A 17,649-nucleotide genomic window follows, 5' to 3' on the forward strand; every position below is an offset into this window, starting at 1 on the left:
TGGTCTTCCAGGACCCGTACATCTCCCTGGACCCCAGACTCACCGCGACCCAGTGCCTCCGCACAGCCCTCCGCCTGCACGGCCGAGCGGAGTCCCTCGCGGCAACGCTCCTGGACCAGGTGGGCTTGGGCGAGCGAGAGGCGGAAGCCCGCCCCCGCCACCTCTCCGGCGGCCAACGCCAACGGCTGGCGATCGCCCGGGCCCTCGCCGTGGACCCCCGCATCCTCGTCCTGGACGAGGCGGTCGCCGCGCTGGACGTGTCGATCCAGGCCCAGATCCTGCGGCTCCTGGACGACATCCGCCGGGACACCGGGGTCGCCCTGGTCTTCGTCAGCCACGACCTGGCCGTCGTGCAGCACGTCACGGACGAGGTCCTGGTGATGCGCCGCGGCCGGACCGTGGAGCAGGGCCCCACCGGCCGCGTACTCACGGAGCCGTCGGACCCGTACACCCGCCTGCTGCTCGCCTCCGTACCGGGCGAGGGCTGGGATCCGGCGGACGCGGTCACGGCGCGCGCGTCTCTCAGTGTCTGAACGGTAGGAGCCGTGAGATCTGAACGGCAGGAGCCGTGAGAAAAGGCAGGAGCCCCGACACCTGACGGTGTAGGGGCTCCTTGGGTACTTCTACTCGGTTCCGGATCAGAGTATTGGGCTCATGGAGCCAAGACTCGGCCGAAGGATCAGACGGGGGTGACGTTCTCCGCCTGCGGGCCCTTCGGACCCTGGGTCACGTCGAAGGTAACCGCCTGGTTCTCTTCGAGAGAGCGGAATCCGCTCGCGTTGATCGCGGAGTAGTGGACGAAGACGTCCGGGCCGCCGCCTTCCTGGGCGATGAAACCAAAGCCCTTTTCAGCGTTGAACCACTTCACGGTTCCGGTAGCCATAAGCCCTCCTTGGGCCCAAAGGGTTGCCCTGCTCCAGAACCTGCAAGGTGTAAACAAAAGCTTGTAAACAACTGCATTCGTCTGAAAACGACGAGAGCCCGCGGTCACATGCTCCGCAGGCTCTGTACTGCAAGGGAAACCAAACTGCAACTTGCGACGAGCGTACCCACGAGGGCAGCCGAAAGCAATAGAGGGCAAGATCACGTCACCCGGAAGTTTGGCGGGGTCGCCCGATGGGTTGACGTAGCGGTATCACTTGGCGTCACAGGGGTTGACAGGAGCGGGCTAGATCCTTTCGGAAACCACTCGGGACCCTGAAGCCTGCACCGTACCCCATGGGCGCTAGCCTCGCGATGTGGACAATTCTCCCGAGTCTCCCGAGGGGCGTCCCGACGCCCGCCCGTCCAGGCCGCGCGTCGGCCACATCCAGTTCCTGAACTGCCTGCCCCTCTACTGGGGGCTCGCGAGAACGGGCACGCTGCTCGACTTCGAGCTCACCAAGGACACCCCGGAGAAGCTCAGCGAGCGGCTCGTGCGGGGCGAGCTCGACATCGGCCCGATCACCCTCGTCGAGTTCCTCAAGCACGCCGACGAACTGGTCGCCTTCCCAGACATCGCGGTCGGCTGCGACGGCCCGGTGATGTCCTGCGTACTCGTCTCCCAGGTCCCGCTGGACCAGCTGGACGGAGCCAGGGTCGCCCTCGGCTCGACCTCCCGTACGTCCGTACGTCTCGCGCAGCTCCTGCTGGCGGAGCGGTACGGAGTCACGCCGTCCTATTACACGTGCCCGCCCGACCTCAGCCTGATGATGCAGGAGGCCGACGCGGCGGTGCTGATCGGTGACGCCGCCCTGCGCGCGAACCTCCTCGACGGCCCGCGCTACGGCCTCCAGGTGCACGACCTGGGCACGCTGTGGAAGGAGTGGACGGGGCTGCCGTTCGTCTTCGCGGTCTGGGCGGCCCGCCGCGACTACCTGGAGCGCGAGCCCGTCCTCACGCGCCAGGTCCACGAGGCCTTCCTCGCCTCCCGGGACCTCTCGCTGGACGAGGTCGGCAAGGTCGCCGAGCAGGCGGCCCGCTGGGAGGCCTTCGACGAGAGCGTCCTGGAGCGCTACTTCACGACCCTCGACTTCCGCTTCGGGGGCCCGCAGCTGGAAGCGGTCACCGAGTTCGCGCGGAGGGTGGGACCGACGACCGGGTTCGCGGCGGACGTGAAGGTGGATCTGCTGCAGCCGTAGGGAAGGACACCGGCGTACGGCACCGCATTACCCTGCTGGACAGGGCCGCACGGCGGGACGGTGCGGCACCTACGGGGACGGGGTGGACGGGGTAATGGAACACGGGGGAGGTGCGGGCACCATGCAACCGCTCGGAGTCGATGAACCCACCGTCGTGGGGCCCTACCGGCTGCTGGGCCGGCTCGGCTCGGGCGGGATGGGCCGTGTCTATCTGGGCCGCAGTGCGGGCGGCCGTACCGTCGCGGTCAAGATCGTGCACCCGCACTTCGCGCTCGACGAGGAGTTCCGGGCCCGGTTCCGCCGGGAGGTGGAGGCGGCGCGGCGGGTGGGCGGCGCGTACACGGCACCGGTGCTGGACGCCGGCCCGGACGCGCCCGTCCCATGGGTGGCGACGGCCTACGCGGCCGGTCCCTCCCTCTCCGCGGCGGTCGCGGACGCGGGCCCGCTCCCGGAGCATTCCGTACGAGTCCTCGGCGCCGGACTCGCCGAGGCGCTGTCGGCGGTGCACGGCCTGGACCTCGTCCACCGTGACGTCAAGCCGTCGAACGTCCTGCTGACCCTCGACGGTCCTCTCCTCATCGACTTCGGCATCGCCCGCGCGACGGACGGCACGGCCTCCCTGACCTCGACCGGCGTCTCCGTCGGCTCGCCCGGCTACATGTCGCCCGAGCAGATCCTCGGCAAGGGGGTCACGGGCGCGGCGGACGTCTTCTCGCTGGGTGCGGTACTGGCGTACGCGGCGACGGGCTCGTCCCCCTTCCCCGGCGACTCCTCGGCCTCGCTCCTCTACAAGGTGGTCCACGAGGAGCCCGAACTGGGCGCGCTGTCGGGCGACTTGAGGGACGTGGTGGCCGACTGCCTCTCGAAGGACCCGGCCGCCCGCCCATCCCCCTCCGCTCTCGCCTCCCGCCTCGCCGCGGAAGGCGCGGCCCGGCTGGTGACGGCTGGCTGGCTGCCGGGACCGCTCGTGGAACAGGTCAGCCGCAGCGCGGTCCAGCTCCTGAACCTGGAGGCGGCGGACGTGCCGCCGTCGGGGGTGGTGGGCTTCAGCAGCCCTTCGGTGGGCGACTCCAACGGTTCGGCGCAGGCGGAGGAACTACGAGGGACGCCACCCCCGGCCGACTCCGCACCCCCCGCCGGAGTGTTCGGCCCCCCGGACCCGTCGTACGCGCCCTACATGCCCCATACGCCGCACGTACCGCATGCATCGCAGGCGCATCTGTCCGGCGGCCCTCCGACCCACGTCCCGGAACCACGCGACGCGGCGGCAGGCCCGGACACCTCCCCGGGGAAGGTGTCCGTCAGCGTGGCCGCGACCTCCGTACCGACGGCGAACGGCCGTGGCCGCAAGCTGAGTTGCACGGTGGCGCTCGCGGTGGCGGGAGCGCTGGCGGCGGTGGTGCTCGGCGGGGTGTTCGTGGGCGACCTGCTGCCGGGCGGGGACAACGACAGCGACAGCGGCAGCGACGCGGGTCCGGCGCCCAGCCGGCCCGCGGCCACCCCGAGTGCGTCCGCCCCGAGCGCCTCCGGCACGGACGGCAGCGACCTCTCCGCCGTCCCCAGCTCCTACCTCGGCACCTGGGAGGGCGACGCGTTCGCCCTCGACGGCAAGCTCCCCATGGGCACGTTCCGCGTCACCGTCCGCCAGGCCGAGGTGGGCGACCAGCTCGGCACCTTCCGCCAGACCGACCTCATCGGCGGCACCTGCGACACCGACCTCATCCTCAAAAGGGTCACCCCCAAGCAACTCATCGCCACCAGCATCTCCAAGCCGTCCACCACGTCCGAGTGCACGACGGGCCGCCACGAGGTCCGGCTGATCCCGGTGGGCGACGACCTCCGCTATGAGACGGACAACGCGGATGCGGGGGATCCGGTGGCCCGGATGTCGAAGGTCGAGTGAGCGGCTGAGCAGCCCGGCGTCGGCGTGAGGGCGAGCGTCGGCGGCCACTGACCGCCGACGCAGAACCCTCTGTGGTGCCCGGTACTACAGCGGCACGGTCACCGTGACCGGATCCCCGTTGCCCAGGTGGAGCATTCCCTTGCCCGGGGTGATGGGGCCGCCGACCATGCTGCGGGTGGTGCGGATGCCGATCAGTTCGCCGGCGCCGGAGTCCTGGGGGGAGAGGAGGAGGCCGCGGCGGCCCTTCTTGGCCTCGACCTGCCAGCCGGAGAAGCCGCTGCAGACCTCTTCCTCGTCGCCGCCGATGACGAGCGCGAGGCCGCGGTCGGCGCCGCGCTGGACGAGGCGCTTCAACTCGCGCTCGCAGTCCGCGTCCTCCAGGACCTCGCCGTCGTCGACGACGACCACGATCGGTTCCTCCGGGGACGCCGACTCGATCGCCTCGTTGAAGTCGTCGCTCTCGATGTCGTCGTCGGTGAAGACCTTCAACACGCCGTCCTGGCCGTCGAGTTCGCGCAGCGGGGACGGGCGCGGGGCCGCGATGACGAGGCGTACGCCCTGGTGGAGGTACGAGCGGGCGAGGTTCAGCAGGGCCGTGCTGCGGCCCGACTTCGCCGGGCCCGCGACGACGAACGTCGGCACGCCCTGCGAGAGGTCCGGGCCGAAGGCCATGATGTCGTCGCCGCCGATGCCTGCCAGACCCCACAGCTTGGACTGCGCGACCGCCGGGTCCCGCATCTCCCAGGCCTCCGCGAAACCGATGCGGGAGGGCAGGGAGTCCACCCGGAACGGGCGCTTGGCGCGCGGGACTTCGGCGTCCCGGGCCGTGGCCGCCTCGCCGATCGTGGCGAGCGCCGCCGCCTGCCCCTGACCGGTCAGGTCGTCGGAGAGCAGCGCGAACTGCGTCTCGATCGCCGTCTCGTTCTTGAAGCCGCGCCCGGGCGGGATCTCCTCCGGCACCTTGCGGGCGTTGATGCCGAGCATCGAGAAGTCGGACTTGTCGGCGAGCCGCAGACCGTACTTCTCCTCGGTGAGCGAGGCCATCCGGCCGAGCAGCACCTGCCGGTCGCCCGTGACGACGAGGTGGATGCCGACGCTCGCGCCCTCGCGCATCATCGTCTGCAACTCGTCCGTCAGCTCACCGTGGTTGTACTCGCCGAGCGTCGGCAGCCAGCCCTCCCACCGGTCGAGCAGGACGACGATGTGCGGCAGCCGCTCCTCCTCGGTGACGGACGCCCGCTGCTCCCCGATGTCGGCGAACCCCTTGTCGGACAACAGGTCCTGACGTCGCGTCAGCTCGCCCTTGAGGCGCGTGACCAGTCGTACGGCCCGCTCCGTCTGGTTACGTGCGACGACGGCACCGCAGTGCGGCAGCCGCGTCAGCGCGTTGAGGGCGCCGTTGCCGCAGTCGATGCCGTACAGGTGCACGTCCGACGAGGAGTGGGTGCGGGCGATCGACCCGGCGAGGGTCCGCAGGATCTGCGAACGGCCACTGCGCGGCGCACCGCCCACGATGAGGTGCCCGAAGGTGGAGAAGTCGACGACGACCGGCCGGCGGGCCTGGTCGGCGGGCAGGTCCTCGACACCGAACGGGGCCGGCGGCAGCTTGCCCGCCGACAGTGCGGCGACCGCGGGCATCTCGACCTCGTCCAGCAGCAGCGTCTCGGAGAGCGCGGGCAGCCACGGGCTGTGCTGGGAGGGGATGCCGAGCGCCCCGTTGGCGTCGCGGATCGCGTCCACGAGCACCTTCAGGTCGGTGATCTCCTCCTCCTCACGCGCCTCGGCCTTCGGCTTGACGAGCGCGGCACGGCCCAGGTCCTCCCAGGCCAGCGGCCCGGCCCAGGGCGCGAGCACGGTCGGGTCGGCGGCTCCGGGCCGCCGTCCGCCCACGCGGCCGGACTGGAACGGTACGAGCGAGGCGTGCCCGAGCCGGACGTACGCGCGACCGGGCGTGCTCTTGGAGATGTGCCCCGCCTCGGGCGAGTCGATGACGTCGCTCGACTCGCCGCCGTCCGTCACGCGCAGCGCGATACGGAGGTTGGTGTTGGCCCGGATCTCCGGCGACACGACACCACTCGGCCGCTGGGTCGCGAGCAGCAGGTGGATACCGAGCGAACGGCCTCGCTGGGCGATGTTGACCAGGCCCGTCACGAAGTCGGGCAGGTCACGCACCATCGAGGCGAACTCGTCGATGACGATGAGGAGTCGGGGCAGCGGCCGGTTCGAGGGATCGCGCCGTACGAGATCCTGGTAGTCCTCGATGTCCTTGGCGTCGGCGGCGGCCAGGATGTGCTCGCGCCGGTGAAGCTCGGCGCCGAGCGACTCCAGGGCCCGCTCGACGAGGTGCGCGTCGAGGTCGGTGACCATGCCGACGGTGTGCGGCAGGTTCACACAGTCCTTGAAGGCCGCGCCACCCTTGTAGTCGACCAGCACGAACGTCATGTTCTCGGGGGTGTTGGCGACTGCCAGCGCGGCCACGATGGTCTGCAGCAGCTCCGACTTACCCGAACCGGTCGTACCGGCGATCAGACCGTGCGGCCCGTCCCGCCGGATGTCAATGCCGAACGCCCCGTCGTACGACTCGCCGACGACCGCCATCGTCGACTGCCCGCCCATGCGCCAGCGGGCGGAGATCGCGTCGCTCGTCGGCGGCTCCAGCTGCAGCACGTCGAGCAGCCGGCTGGAGCCGGGCAGCGCCGAGTCCTCGGTCTCGCCGCTGATGTCGCGGATGGGGGAGAGGGACCGGGACAGACGCGCGCACCAGGCCGCCGACACGAAGTCGGGCCGTACGTTCTTGACGCGGGCCGTGCCCGTCTGCGCGACGCGCAGCCGCAGTTCGAGCGGCTTCTGCTCGCCGGACTGCTGGTCGTCGGACTCGGCGGTGTGCCAGGCCTGGAAGGAGGGGAAGCCGCTGCCCTGGGCCGCGGGTTCCCGGGACGCCGTGACCGAGGTGGTGCGCTCCTCGGGCTTCGGCTCGGCGATGACGATGGCCTGGCACTCGCCGGGCAGGAACCGTTCCTCGGCGTCGAGGCAGATCGCGTACATGCTGACGCCGGGACCTTCGCGCAGCAGCCGCACCACACCCGGCATGGACCGAAGCCGCCGAGAACCGTCCCAGATGACAACAATGTCCGGGTCGGTGAAGTTGGTCTGGCGCCCGTTCTCCTTGGCGGCCTTCTGGCGGGCGTCGAGGAGCTGGGTGAGTTCGCCGATGCGGGCGCCGACGGTCTCGGCGTCCGTACCGATGAGGACGTTGGCGTCCTGGGCGCCGGAGGGGCGCGAGTGCGGCAGCCAGCGGACCCAGTCCCAGGTGGTCTGGGCGCTGTTCTCGGTGAGGACGTAGAACTGCACGTCGAGCGGGCTGTGCAGCACGGCGCTCTGGGCGACGATCCAACGGCCGATGGACTGGGCCGAGTCGCCGGGCCCGGCGATCCCGACGACCCCGCGCTCGCGCAGCGGCAGGGTCACCGGGGCGTCCTGGATCTTCCAGGTGACCTCGCGCTTGTGGTCGTCCTGCTCGGGGTCGTCGAGCACGACCTCGGAGGGCAGCTGCCCCGTGCCGACGCGGAGGACGAGATGGTCGGCGTCGGTGCGCCGCCGCTCCCAGAGCCGCGTACGGGGCCCGGTGCTCATGGACAGCACGGACGCGGGATCGGGCACGGCGAGCCGCCGGTCCAGCCGCTCGGCTATCAGCGCATCTTGAGCGTCCTTCTCGATCCGCTCCTTGTGCTCCTTGTACTCCTTGACCTGCTTCGCATGGGACTTGCGCCCGTGCTTCTTGTCCATGAAGTAGTTGCCGAAGAGGATCAGCGGGCTCAGCAGAGCCATGATCAGGTAGTACCAGCGCCCGAAGATCATCACGGCGACGACCGCGCCGACCAGCGGGGTCAGGGCCATCAGCCAGGGCAGCGGCCGGGCCTCGAAGTCGCGGGGCGGGGCGGGCAGCTTGAACCGCGTCTGGCGCTCCGGCGGCTGAAGGCGGGGCGGCCGGTTGTAGTCGAGCCCGGCCCCGTCGTCGGACCACTTCAGCGCGGCGTTGGGCGGGGAGTAGCGGTCGAGTTCGAGAAGGGTGTTGCCGACGGCGACCTGGGCGCCGAGGGGCCAGTCCTTGCCGTCGAGGGGCTCACCGTCGAGGGTGACGCCGCCCTTGTCCTTGTCGTCCTTGTCATCCCTGTTGTTCCGGTCGTCCCCGTGTGCGACGACCTGACAGGTTCCGTCCGTTGCAACTGACAACGTCAGCGCGCGTGAGGGAAGCTCGGGATCGTCGATCCGTACGTAGGAGGCGGGGCCGCTGCCGATGTCGTACCGCCCGATGCCGAGCCGGTGCACGGCGCCGGCCGCGGGCCCGCTCGCGACGCGCAGCTCGACCAGGCCGGTCGGCTCGCCGGGGAGGCAGCCGGCGGGGTCGTGCAGGCTGACGACGGCGCCCTCGCGCAGCGGGGAGGTGCCGATGGTGGAGGCCGGGTCGACGGGATGGCCGTCGACATAGGCGAGGGGCGCTCCGCCGCTGCCCGCCTGCTGTCCGGGCTGTCCATGGTGTCCGATGGGGATGATCTGTGCCCCGCCGCTGTAGCCGACGTGTGCGGCCAGCTCTTTCGCGATGTCCCCGACCGAGGACTCGGGATCCGCGTCGAGCACCACGTCGGCGTTCGCGCCGCCCAGTGGATCGACGACGGTCAGAGTCAGGCGCACGATCGTCCTCCCCGTTGACTGCTCTCCTGCTGCCCAGTTGCTGCCCAGTGACGATATCCGCTCCACCCTTCCCACAGGCAACGGCGTATGTGCTGGTTCCCTGAAGGCTCTTGAAGGATCCGGGGTGTGCGGCTGCAAGCGTCCTGCGTAAGCTGCAGACTCGGCGGACGATCGCATCATCCGCAACGGGAGCCACGGGGGTTGGCCCTGCGGCAAGTCGAGTTGTTATGGAGGACGCCACATGGCCGGCGGCAAAGACGCAGATATCACTTATGACGAGATGCACAAGGCGGCTACCAAGCTGACCGACGCCAAGGACAAGATCGACGAGAAGCTCGACGCCCTTGAGCGCTACATCCAGGGCCTCGTCAAGGACGGCTACACCACCCGCAAGGGCTCGCAGGCCTTCGAGGACTCCTTCACCGAGTTCAAGAAGGGCGCGAAGGACACGATCGAGGGCCTGACCGGCATGTCCAAGTTCCTGACCAGCGCCGCGAAGGCGTACCAGGACCTGGATGATGAGCTGGCCAAGGGTGTCAAGGGCTGAAGTGGCCCCTTTGGGCGACTTATCGCTTTTGGGTGGCTGAGGTCGCCTGGTGCAGGTGTGGTCCGGTGCGGTGGGAGGCCTCGGCGTCCCACCGCACCGGGCTGTCTCCGGGGCTCGCGTGACTGAGGCAGGTTCGGTACGGCAGGTTCGGTACAGGGGGTGCCATGAGTGGCGACGGCGGGCGTGGATTCCGGGCGCGGGACGGTCTGGGCATCGCCGGAGTGGTCATCGGCGCCGGGGCCTTGCTCCTCGTGGCTCTCGGGACGTGGAAATGGTTCGTCCGGAAGTCCGCCCCATGGGTGCTGGACTGGCCCGGCGGGCCATGGGCGGTAGGTGCCGTCTTCGGGCTGATCATGGTGGCGGGCTCGATCGGCGCCCTGCGGTTCTCGGCGGTCGAACGGGGCGGCTCGAAGCCGCGGCGTGCGGGTCGTGTGGCCGGCGTATCGATCTGCGGCGGGCTGGCGTTCGGGGCGTTCATGTACGTGCTCGGTGCGCTGCCCGGCAAGAACTGCTCGTCCAGCAGGCTCGGCTGTGAGTACATCCCCGGCTCGGGCAGCGCCCTCGTCTCCAGCGTGCTCACGGCGGCCGTCGTGGGATGGCTCGCCTTCCGCGTGGCCAGCGCCCGTGCCGAGGCGCAAGCCGCCCGGGAACGTGCCCGGATGAAGAAGCTGCGCAAGAAGGGCAAGGGGAAGAGCCGGGCTGCCCGCTGACCGCGAGGCGTCGGGCACCCCGGTGACCGTGAGGAATTGGCGTTCGGGAACCGGATACCGACTTCCTCGCGTGTCTGTCTGTGTCCCTCAGGTACCTCAAGTCCGTTCCGGCACATGGCACTTCAGCACCGCCCAGCACTGCCGACGCTGCCCAAGAAGCACATTCACCGGAAAAATCGACAACTCACCCCTGGGATACGTACATGCTGACCACGCGACGGCGGACGGCCGTGGCCTGCCTCTTCGCTGCTGCCGCTCTTTCTCTCACCGGTTGCAGCAGCGATTCGGGCGACTCCGGGAACGACAAGATCGCGGGAGCGGGCGGGGACGGGGCGAGCTCTCCGACACCGTCGGCCTCCGCGTCCGCCGAGAAGGGTGCCCCGGCCTTCGACCTGCCCTCGGACATCACGGTGGACGTCCAGAAGGAGTCGACCGGGGACGCGGCGAAGGACGCGATCGTGCGGGATGTGGCGTACGCGGCGCAGGCCCGGATCGAGGCCTTCGCCGAGGGGGACGGCCGGACCGCCAACATGAACCGCTACTTCGCGGCGAACGCCCTCGCCTACTGGGGCGATCGCGTGGCGACGGTCAAGAAGGACGGGCTGACCGTCACGGGCGACTACCGGTACTTCGACTTCGAGGTCACCGACGTCGCGAACGGCAAGAAGGCGGCGGCCCGTTACTGCGAGGACCAGAGCAAGGCATACAACAAGGTGATCAAGACCGAGAAGGTGCAGCGCACCCAGCCGAGCGACAAGGACTTCGTCCTCTACACGCTCCAGGTCGAGAAGGACTCCCGCGGCGACTGGCAGGTGACGCAGCAGAACTGGAAGAAGGGGGACGCGTCATGCGTGCAGGGATAGGGACGGGTACGAGTACGGGGGCGGCCGTGAGTCGTCCCGTTCTGCGGACGGCCGTGGCCGCGGGGCTGGTCATGGTGCTGGGGACGGGCTTCCCGGCGTACGCGGGTGAGACCACCGGCGGAGACCAGGGGACCACCGCGCCCGACCGGCCGAACCAGGACTCCGGCGCCGGTTCCGGCAACGGCACCATCGGCGCCCACATCCGTATCGACCAGAGCAAGGCCGGTTCCGGCGGCGGCCCCACCTCGACCACCACGTCCTCGAACGCGAACTGGAAGCCCCCGGTCTGCTGGTACGAGCCCATGTACACCTCCGAGGAGTACGAGGAGTTCATCAAGACCGCGTACGACGGGGCGCAGGAGCCCGCGGCGAGTTACGCCAGGAAGCGCGAGGAAGAGGGCTACCGCAAGGACGACAAGGGCCTGTGGTGGCAGGTGCAGTTCCGCAACGACGAGTACACCGACGCCTGCCCCGTCACCACGGACAACTGGGAGATCTGGGTCCCGCCGGCCGACCCGCAGCCCGATCCCAACAAGCTCACCCCCGAGACCCTCTCCGAACTCGCCTTCAACTCCACCAAGTTGCCCGTGCCGCCGGTCGAACTGAGCCCGCGCGCGGACCGGCTCATCGTGAACCTCGGTACGCGGGTGAAGTTCAAGGGCGACTTCGATCGCGTGTGGACGACCGCGAGCATCAACTACAAGGGCGTCCAGATGGCCGCGACCACCGTCGCGACCCCGGTCGCGCTCAAGGTCGAGGCCGGCACCGACGACGCGGACCCGGCGACCTGCACGTACGACCTCGTGAAGGGCAAGAACGGCTACACGGTCGACAGCGAGGACGCGGGCTGCAACGTCACCTACCGTCGTTCGTCCGGTACAGGCACCTACCCCTTCAAGGCGTCGATCACCTGGAAGGTGACCTGGACCGACTCCGCCGACCCGGACGGCCCGCCGCAGCAGCCCGCGCTGCCGGACGGTCTGTCCACGTACGAGGAGAACGTCACGGTCAAGGAGATCCAGTCCGTGAACCGCTAGGTGCCCCACTCCTTGCAACCGACCCGGCCAGCTATCCTCGTCCGGACCCCGTGAGGAATGGGAGAGTCCATGTCTGTTGGATCAGGGGCCGGGGAGCCCCGGGGGCAGAGTCCTGGGCGGTCGGTCGCAGGGAACGTCGCATTCGGTGCGGGGCTGCTGCTCGTTCTGGCGACCATGACGCTCGGCGCCTTCGCGGGCGTTGCCCTGACCATCGGCCTGGCCGACGACTCGTTCCTGTCACCGGCGGTCCCCGACGACGGACGGAACGCCGTGGGCATCGGCGGCATCGGCATGGGCGGCCTGCTGGGCCTGATGCTGCCCCTGCTCCTCCTCGCGGCGGTCCGGGGGACCGAGGAGAAGCCCAGGCTCGGACCCGGCGAGGCCCTGCTCAAGGCGCTCGCCCTTGTTCTGTTCAGCGTCTACCTGGTTGTTGTCTCGCTGCTCGCCGCCCAGCTCGGCTGGATCCTTCCCGAGGGGATCACCACGCTGCTCAGCTTCTTCGTCGTCGGCTTCAGCTGGGCGCCTGTGGCGCTGTTTCCCTGGGAACGGTTCGGGCTGGGGGGCATGACGGGGCTGCGCCTGAACTCGCGCGGTCGGAGCGGTCAGGGCGGTTCGGGTAATCAGGCCAATCGGGATGGCTCAGACAAGTCGGACTGAGGTCGCCAACTCGTCGGCGACCTTGGAGAGTTCCTCGCCGAGCCCCATGGCCTGCCAGAGGAGCCGGCACTCCAGGGCTGTGGAATGCGCCCGTGGCAGGACGTAGTGCGCGACCCCTTCCAGCACATTGCCGCTGTCGGCCTCGGGATCCGTGGGTTCCAGTCGGTGCACGCGCAGCGCGGCGCCCAGCGGCAGCTCCACCTCCGTGATCTCCGGCGGACGGAAGAACGGCCCCTCGGCGGCCTCGGCCTCCGCGCGCAGCGCGTCCAGGCGCAGCGACTCGGCAGGGATGCCCCCCAGTTCCCGTACGCAGTAGAACGCGGCCACGCCACCGTCCTGCGGCGCGAGGACCGCCGCGCAGAGCGCCTTCTGCCGGGCCGCGACGGCCCAGTACCAGAGCACGTCCTCGGCGAACGCCTCGCGCCGGTCGGCGGGGGCGTCGTCGGCCGAGAAGTGCTCGTCGGCCGCGGCCCGCGCCCACTCCTCGGGCCGCTCGGCGGTGAGATCGAGAACGAGCCAGTTGTGCGGGGCGGGCAGCGTGACCCGACACTGGTGCCAGTCCGCGGACGCCGTGTCTGTGGTGTGCGCGGTGTGCGTCAGGGGCGTCTGGGGCATCCGGGGACTACCTTCCGGCCAGTGACGCATCGGGTCCGGTCACATCGATGTCCTCGCTCCCGAAGAGCCCGATGAAGCTCTTGGCGTCCGCGACCGCCGCGGTACTCGTCGACCCGATTGCCCATGAGTTGTACTGCAGGGCCTGTTTGAAGGCGTCGGGCGTGCCGACGAAGTTCAGGTCCGCGGGATCGATGTTCTTGATACGGGCCAGCTCGTCGACCATCCCCGGCCCCGCGTACATGCTGCCGAAGCCGCGTACGCCACCGGTGTTCCAGGCGTCGCGGAATGCCGCCATGTTGTCGCTGCCCTTGAACAGGTCCCTCCAGTTGCTCCGGACCGCGCCGAGGTCGTCCGCGAAGGAACGGGGCAGGCCCCTGAACGCGGCACCCAGGGAGACGTTCGGCGCCGCGGCGGACCCGGTCGCTCCCGCTCGCGCACCGACCATCTCCACGACCATCGCGCGCCGCGCCGCCGAGTCGAGACCCGGGTGCCAGCCACGTACGTACTGAGTCGCCGCGGTCCAGACGCGGCTGCGGCCGGCCGTGGCGGCGAGCTTGGCACCGGCGGAGAAGACGCGACCGATACCGAAGGTCGCAAGCCCCAGTACGTCCATGGCGACATCGCCCCACGACCCGTCGCCGTTGATGGCCAGGAGGACGTGGCAGACGAGCGAGATGGCGGTCGCGATCAGCGCGATGGTGCCCAGGACACCGGCGAGAGCCTGCCCGATGATCGGGATCCAGCCGACCAGGAGTGCCACCAGCCCGCACACGGCCGCGACGGCCCCCGCGATGTCGGCGACGATGTTCAGGGTGTCCCGGAGGTCGTCCAGCCAGGAGTCGTTGAGGTCGTCGCCCTCGGTGATCTCGTGGATGCGCTTCGCGGCCGTGTTCCCCGCCGTGTTGTGGCGGCTCTTGAGCGTGGCGAGCTGCCCGCGCAGGCCGTCCAGGTCGCCCTGCAGGTCCGTCACCGCGGTGTCGAGCGTCTTCTGCCCGGCCTTGTCCGTGTCCTTGGGCGGGTTGTCGGCCTTGGACTTCGCGGTCGTGATGTCACCGCTCTTCGTCTCGGCCTGCCCGAGCAGCCGGTCCGCGTCCTCCTGGATGGTCTCCAGCGTGGTGTGGTACTCCTTCAGCGCGGCGCCGGCCTCCTCGTAGCGGCTGTGCGCCTTGCTCACGGTCTTCGCGGTGTCGTCGGCCTTCTCGGCGAACTCCCGGCCCGCCTTGGAGTCCCAGCTCTTCTGGTCGCCGAGCCTGCGCAGCGCGGCGGCGGCGTCCGAGATCGTCTTCGCGGTGGCGGTGAAACGCTTGGCGAGCGCCGTGAGGTCGTACACATCACCCGGTACGGGATCCTCGTTCTCGCCCAGCACCTCCCAGCGGTGGTCGGCGGGGCGCGTCACTTCTGGTCCTTGCCGGTCTTGCTGTTGCCGGTCTGGCTCTTGCCGTTCTTGTCCTGGCCGACGAGCGCCTTGTAGAGCTCGTCGTCGATCTGCGTGTACGCCTCACCGGCCGTCTTGGCGACCTCGCCCAGGCCCTTGATCTCCTCGATCATCTTCTCGCGGTTGTCGTTCCAGCCGTCGGAGAACTCCTGCAGCCTCTCCTGCAGCAGCTTGTGCCCGACCGTCCGCCGGTCGTAGGCGTCCAGCAGCTTGTCGAGCCCCTCGAACTCCGTCGCCACCGTCCGCAGGCCCACCCCGGCCGTGTGCAGATCCTCGGTGGAAACCCTGAGTCGCCCCTCCGTCATGCCTGTTGCCCCCGTGGTTCTTGAGTTGTCTGGGCTGTCTGAGCCGCTTGAGCTGTCTGAGTTGCCTGTTTCAGTGTCGTTTGAGCCGTTTTTTGCCAGCGGAGGGTACCGGCGACCGCGTCGAAGAGCTCCACCATCGAGTCTGCGATTGGCTCCAGCGGGGTGCTGAACGTCAGCATCAGCACCTCGTCCCGATCCGGTACGGGCACGAAGTACTCCACGATGGTGTCCGCGAACTCGGTTCCGAGCCGCCGGGACTCCCGGGTCCGCTCCGACCGTCGCCGACGGGCCGCACGCCCGGCGGCCGGCAGCCGTACGAGGGCTGTCTCGCCCTTGTCCCTGAGCGCCGAGACCGCGTCGAGGCCGTCGAACCGCTGGTGGATGCGGGAGATCAGCAGGGACGCGGAGAGCGGGATGCCGCCGGCTTCCAGGAACGACAGGTAGAGCACGACTCCGCCCTGCTCGACACCCGCCTCGGCGGCCCCGAGCAACTGTTCCTCCGCCTGCCGGCGAAGCACCGGCTGGTCGTCCACACCGGCGAACTGCCTCTTGACCAGGGCACTCACGGACGCTGCACGCCGCTCCTCGGGAAGGAGCGGAATACGAAACCAGTCCTCGGGCGTGATCAGGCCAAAGACGTTCTCGCCACCGGTCTCGCCATCGGTCTCACCACTGGTCTCACCATCGGTCCTGCCATCGGCGGTCCGGTCGGCGGGCGCGGTCTGTCGCATGTCGCCCGACGCTAGCTGTGGGGGGCGGGTTTTCGCCACTGCGAAGTTCTCCGCGAGAGACAACAAGAGGCAGCAAACGGAGTCAATTCGGTGCGGGCGCACCCGCGTCTTCGGCCCGCGAAGTCCGCTTGTCGCGTGCCACGGCCAAGGCGATCAGCAGCGCGGCCGTGGCGACGGTGGACACCAGGCCGACAGCCCACAGCCACGGGTAGTTGCTGAAGACCCAACTGGGGGGAGTGTCCCGACCACGGCCCCACTTGCCGCTGTCCTGGGCGTTGAAGATCAGCGACACGAGCTGCAGCATCGCCGCGCCGCACACGAAGGCCAGGAGCGTGCAGCAGAACGATCGGATCTTGTGGGCCTTCCAGGATTTCAGATCCGTACGGGATGCGGTCAGCATGAAGAGCGTCGCCACACACGGCACCAGTGCTCCCAGGAACACCGCGAAGCCGTATGCGCCGCCTGGCCAGTTGTCGGCCGACCATTCCCAGGTTTCGTCGCCCCAGAACATGTCCGAAAGGACGAGGAGGGCGAACAAGGCCAGCATGGACAGGAGGACGAGACAGCCGAATGCCTTGTCGCCCTTCCCGGAACCCTTGTCCTTGCCCCCGCCTCCAGACCGTTTGCCGGGCCGGTGTTCATACCGCAACGAAGGCGCGGCTGCTCTCGGCCTTCTTGGCTTGGCTGACCCTGCCATGTCCTTGTCCCCCAGGGTGTTCCGGTCCGCGTCTCCGCGGAGTTCGTCAGGTGATCCAGATGCTTTTTGCGAAGTCGTCGATGGCGTCGAGAGAGGCTTTGAGGAGGGCGGGGTCGTTGTAGTGGCCCTTGAGTACCAGGTCGATATCGCGGGCCGTGTCGTTCCAGGCGTACGCGATGGATGTGATCGGGCCGCCGTCGGGACGGGTCCAATGGCGCACGCAGCGCAGTCCTTCGCTGAAGTGGGGCGAGACGAAGGGGGCCGTGTCCGCGTGGCCGCCCGCCGCGGGGTCGGGTTCGACCAGCATGCTCAGGTGCAGGGGGCTGTGTTCCTCGTCGCAGGCGAACTGCTTGGTGAAGAGGACCAGCGGTGACGCCTGCGGGGGCATCGGGCCGAAGAGGAATGCCTGCTCGGCCTCGACGCGGTCGCGCAGCATGGCGGCCGAACTTTCCAGGAACTTCTTCGTCCGCCGCTTCTCACGCCAGGTGAGCTTGCGCCGGTGGACCAGTGCACTCGCCTTGAGTTGCAGATCCATCCACTGCGCGAATTCCGCCCCGGTGTCGCGCAGGGGCATGTGAAACCACACGGCCGGGTCGGAATCGGTCTCGACGATCAACGCGCTTGGCCCTTCTCCGTGCCCTCCGCGCCCTCCGTCGGATCCGTGAAGGACACCGTCTGGAGGACTGCCACCATCAGGTCGCAGAACTCGGTCCAGTAGTCCATGGATGCGGTGTGGAGCGTGAAGACCGCGGTGAACGGGCCTGTGGGGAAAGGGACATGGACCTGGATCTGTCCTGTGAGCAGATCAACCTGCTCGCCGGTCTCCGTCAGTTCCGGTTTGATCCCGTACTCGCGCAGCGTCACGCAGGACACGGCGGGTCCGCAGGGCAGGTCCAGCCACCGGGCGTCGTTGTACTCGTCGCCGGAGAGGATCGCGAGGATGCCCTGGGCCACGACGTCGGTGTCGGCGTCGGCCTGGTCGGTCGGCACGGCGGCCACGGTGAGGGCACACTGGGCGACGCCGTCGGCTCCTTCGTGCCGGACGACCTGCCCGTCCTGCGTCCCGTCGTCCTGCGTCACCGCGCGGCCGTCGCCGTCCTCGTCGGCCGTCGAGAACAGTCCCATTGCCGAGTACGAGACTCCGGTGCCGGCCATCATCTCGGCCATCGCCGCGTAGTACGGGGCGGCCGGCTCCCAGATGTTCTCGTCGCCGCGTGAATAGAGCTCTCGTACGAAGGAATGGGAGAGCTCGGCTCGTTCCTCGGGAGTGGCCGCGAGGGGGAGAGCGAAGAAGCCCTCGGGGGCCAGGAACCAGATGGGTGGGGGTTCTTGGGAGG

At 69.4% G+C, this 17,649-nt stretch carries 17 protein-coding genes; 8 read left to right on the plus strand and 9 right to left on the minus strand.

Going from position 1 to position 17,649, the window contains the following annotated elements:
- Positions 1 to 533, plus strand: a 533-nt coding sequence (locus AOK17_RS34810) for an ATP-binding cassette domain-containing protein (protein WP_157881456.1), incomplete at its 5' end; no start/stop codon positions are given.
- Between the two features lie 146 nt (positions 534 to 679).
- On the opposite strand, the gene AOK17_RS34815 is transcribed toward AOK17_RS34810, so the two are convergent.
- Entirely contained in the window at positions 680 to 883 is a 204-nt protein-coding gene (locus AOK17_RS34815) for a cold-shock protein (RefSeq protein ID WP_033319512.1), read from the minus strand.
- 355 nt (positions 884 to 1,238) lie between these two features.
- Here AOK17_RS34815 and AOK17_RS34820 point away from each other — a divergent pair, with 355 nt between their 5' ends.
- A complete protein-coding gene (locus AOK17_RS34820) occupies positions 1,239 to 2,120 on the plus strand; it encodes a menaquinone biosynthetic enzyme MqnA/MqnD family protein (protein ID WP_055616587.1) in 882 nt (293 codons plus the stop codon).
- Between the two features lie 121 nt (positions 2,121 to 2,241).
- On the plus strand, positions 2,242 to 4,023 hold the full coding sequence (locus tag AOK17_RS34825) for a serine/threonine-protein kinase (protein WP_055616599.1): 1,782 nt from the start codon (positions 2,242 to 2,244) through the stop codon (positions 4,021 to 4,023).
- Between the two features lie 84 nt (positions 4,024 to 4,107).
- Here the strand turns inward: AOK17_RS34825 and AOK17_RS34830 are convergent, their stop codons facing one another.
- Positions 4,108 to 8,715 carry an FtsK/SpoIIIE domain-containing protein gene (locus tag AOK17_RS34830; RefSeq protein WP_055616588.1) on the minus strand — a complete coding sequence of 1,536 codons (4,608 nt, stop codon included), beginning with the start codon at positions 8,713 to 8,715 and terminating at the stop codon, positions 4,108 to 4,110.
- 241 nt (positions 8,716 to 8,956) lie between these two features.
- Between AOK17_RS34830 and AOK17_RS34835 the strand changes: the two genes are divergently transcribed.
- From AOK17_RS34835 to AOK17_RS34855, 5 genes are all read left to right on the plus strand, one after another.
- Positions 8,957 to 9,262: a WXG100 family type VII secretion target gene (locus AOK17_RS34835; protein WP_079053446.1), complete on the plus strand. Its 306-nt coding sequence runs from the start codon at positions 8,957 to 8,959 to the stop codon at positions 9,260 to 9,262.
- A gap of 164 nt (positions 9,263 to 9,426) precedes the next feature.
- Positions 9,427 to 9,972 carry a hypothetical protein gene (locus AOK17_RS34840; RefSeq protein ID WP_055616589.1) on the plus strand — a complete coding sequence of 182 codons (546 nt, stop codon included), beginning with the start codon at positions 9,427 to 9,429 and terminating at the stop codon, positions 9,970 to 9,972.
- Between the two features lie 203 nt (positions 9,973 to 10,175).
- On the plus strand, positions 10,176 to 10,835 hold the full coding sequence (locus tag AOK17_RS34845; RefSeq protein WP_055616590.1) for a hypothetical protein: 660 nt from the start codon (positions 10,176 to 10,178) through the stop codon (positions 10,833 to 10,835).
- Between the two features lie 26 nt (positions 10,836 to 10,861).
- Complete coding sequence (locus AOK17_RS34850) at positions 10,862 to 11,872, plus strand: hypothetical protein (RefSeq protein ID WP_157881457.1); 1,011 nt, start codon at positions 10,862 to 10,864, stop codon at positions 11,870 to 11,872.
- A gap of 174 nt (positions 11,873 to 12,046) precedes the next feature.
- On the plus strand, positions 12,047 to 12,529 hold the full coding sequence (locus tag AOK17_RS34855) for a hypothetical protein (RefSeq protein ID WP_063997338.1): 483 nt from the start codon (positions 12,047 to 12,049) through the stop codon (positions 12,527 to 12,529).
- On the opposite strand, the gene AOK17_RS34860 is transcribed toward AOK17_RS34855, so the two are convergent.
- From AOK17_RS34860 to AOK17_RS34890, 7 genes are all read right to left on the minus strand, one after another.
- Positions 12,512 to 13,144, minus strand: coding sequence for a hypothetical protein (locus AOK17_RS34860; protein WP_055616592.1), 633 nt, complete (start codon positions 13,142 to 13,144; stop codon positions 12,512 to 12,514). The genes AOK17_RS34855 and AOK17_RS34860 overlap by 18 nt on opposite strands.
- Positions 13,145 to 13,151: 7 nt before the next feature.
- A complete protein-coding gene (locus tag AOK17_RS34865; protein ID WP_055616593.1) occupies positions 13,152 to 14,540 on the minus strand; it encodes a putative T7SS-secreted protein in 1,389 nt (462 codons plus the stop codon).
- Complete coding sequence (locus AOK17_RS34870; protein ID WP_055616594.1) at positions 14,537 to 14,884, minus strand: hypothetical protein; 348 nt, start codon at positions 14,882 to 14,884, stop codon at positions 14,537 to 14,539. The genes AOK17_RS34865 and AOK17_RS34870 overlap by 4 nt, the downstream gene beginning before the upstream one ends.
- Positions 14,881 to 15,615 carry a hypothetical protein gene (locus tag AOK17_RS34875; protein ID WP_055616595.1) on the minus strand — a complete coding sequence of 245 codons (735 nt, stop codon included), beginning with the start codon at positions 15,613 to 15,615 and terminating at the stop codon, positions 14,881 to 14,883. The genes AOK17_RS34870 and AOK17_RS34875 overlap by 4 nt, the downstream gene beginning before the upstream one ends.
- An 82-nt stretch (positions 15,616 to 15,697) precedes the next feature.
- On the minus strand, positions 15,698 to 16,162 hold the full coding sequence (locus tag AOK17_RS34880) for a hypothetical protein (protein ID WP_157881458.1): 465 nt from the start codon (positions 16,160 to 16,162) through the stop codon (positions 15,698 to 15,700).
- Positions 16,163 to 16,358: 196 nt separating this feature from the next.
- The gene (locus tag AOK17_RS34885; protein WP_055616597.1) at positions 16,359 to 16,928 is read right to left on the minus strand and encodes a hypothetical protein; all 570 of its coding nucleotides are present in this window, start codon (positions 16,926 to 16,928) and stop codon (positions 16,359 to 16,361) included.
- On the minus strand, positions 16,925 to 17,649 hold a 725-nt coding region (locus AOK17_RS34890), incomplete at its 5' end, for a hypothetical protein (protein ID WP_055616598.1). The genes AOK17_RS34890 and AOK17_RS34885, both read right to left, overlap by 4 nt.

The sequence above is a fragment of the Streptomyces phaeochromogenes genome, from assembly GCF_001418655.1.
In the GTDB taxonomy this organism is placed as follows: Bacteria; Actinomycetota; Actinomycetes; order Streptomycetales; family Streptomycetaceae; genus Streptomyces; species Streptomyces phaeochromogenes.

What these genes read in the sequence shown, in the direction of transcription:
- AOK17_RS34860 (WP_055616592.1), bottom strand. Translation starts at nt 13,144, where the DNA reads ATGCCCCAGACGCCCCTGACGCACACCGCGCACACCACAGACACGGCG.
- AOK17_RS34840 (WP_055616589.1), top strand. Translation starts at nt 9,427, where the DNA reads ATGAGTGGCGACGGCGGGCGTGGATTCCGGGCGCGGGACGGTCTGGGC.
- AOK17_RS34845 (WP_055616590.1), top strand. Translation starts at nt 10,176, where the DNA reads ATGCTGACCACGCGACGGCGGACGGCCGTGGCCTGCCTCTTCGCTGCT.
- AOK17_RS34835 (WP_079053446.1), top strand. Translation starts at nt 8,957, where the DNA reads ATGGCCGGCGGCAAAGACGCAGATATCACTTATGACGAGATGCACAAG.
- AOK17_RS34855 (WP_063997338.1), top strand. Translation starts at nt 12,047, where the DNA reads ATGACGCTCGGCGCCTTCGCGGGCGTTGCCCTGACCATCGGCCTGGCC.
- AOK17_RS34815 (WP_033319512.1), bottom strand. Translation starts at nt 883, where the DNA reads ATGGCTACCGGAACCGTGAAGTGGTTCAACGCTGAAAAGGGCTTTGGT.
- AOK17_RS34825 (WP_055616599.1), top strand. Translation starts at nt 2,242, where the DNA reads ATGCAACCGCTCGGAGTCGATGAACCCACCGTCGTGGGGCCCTACCGG.
- AOK17_RS34875 (WP_055616595.1), bottom strand. Translation starts at nt 15,615, where the DNA reads ATGCGACAGACCGCGCCCGCCGACCGGACCGCCGATGGCAGGACCGAT.
- AOK17_RS34880 (WP_157881458.1), bottom strand. Translation starts at nt 16,162, where the DNA reads ATGCTGGCCTTGTTCGCCCTCCTCGTCCTTTCGGACATGTTCTGGGGC.
- AOK17_RS34870 (WP_055616594.1), bottom strand. Translation starts at nt 14,884, where the DNA reads ATGACGGAGGGGCGACTCAGGGTTTCCACCGAGGATCTGCACACGGCC.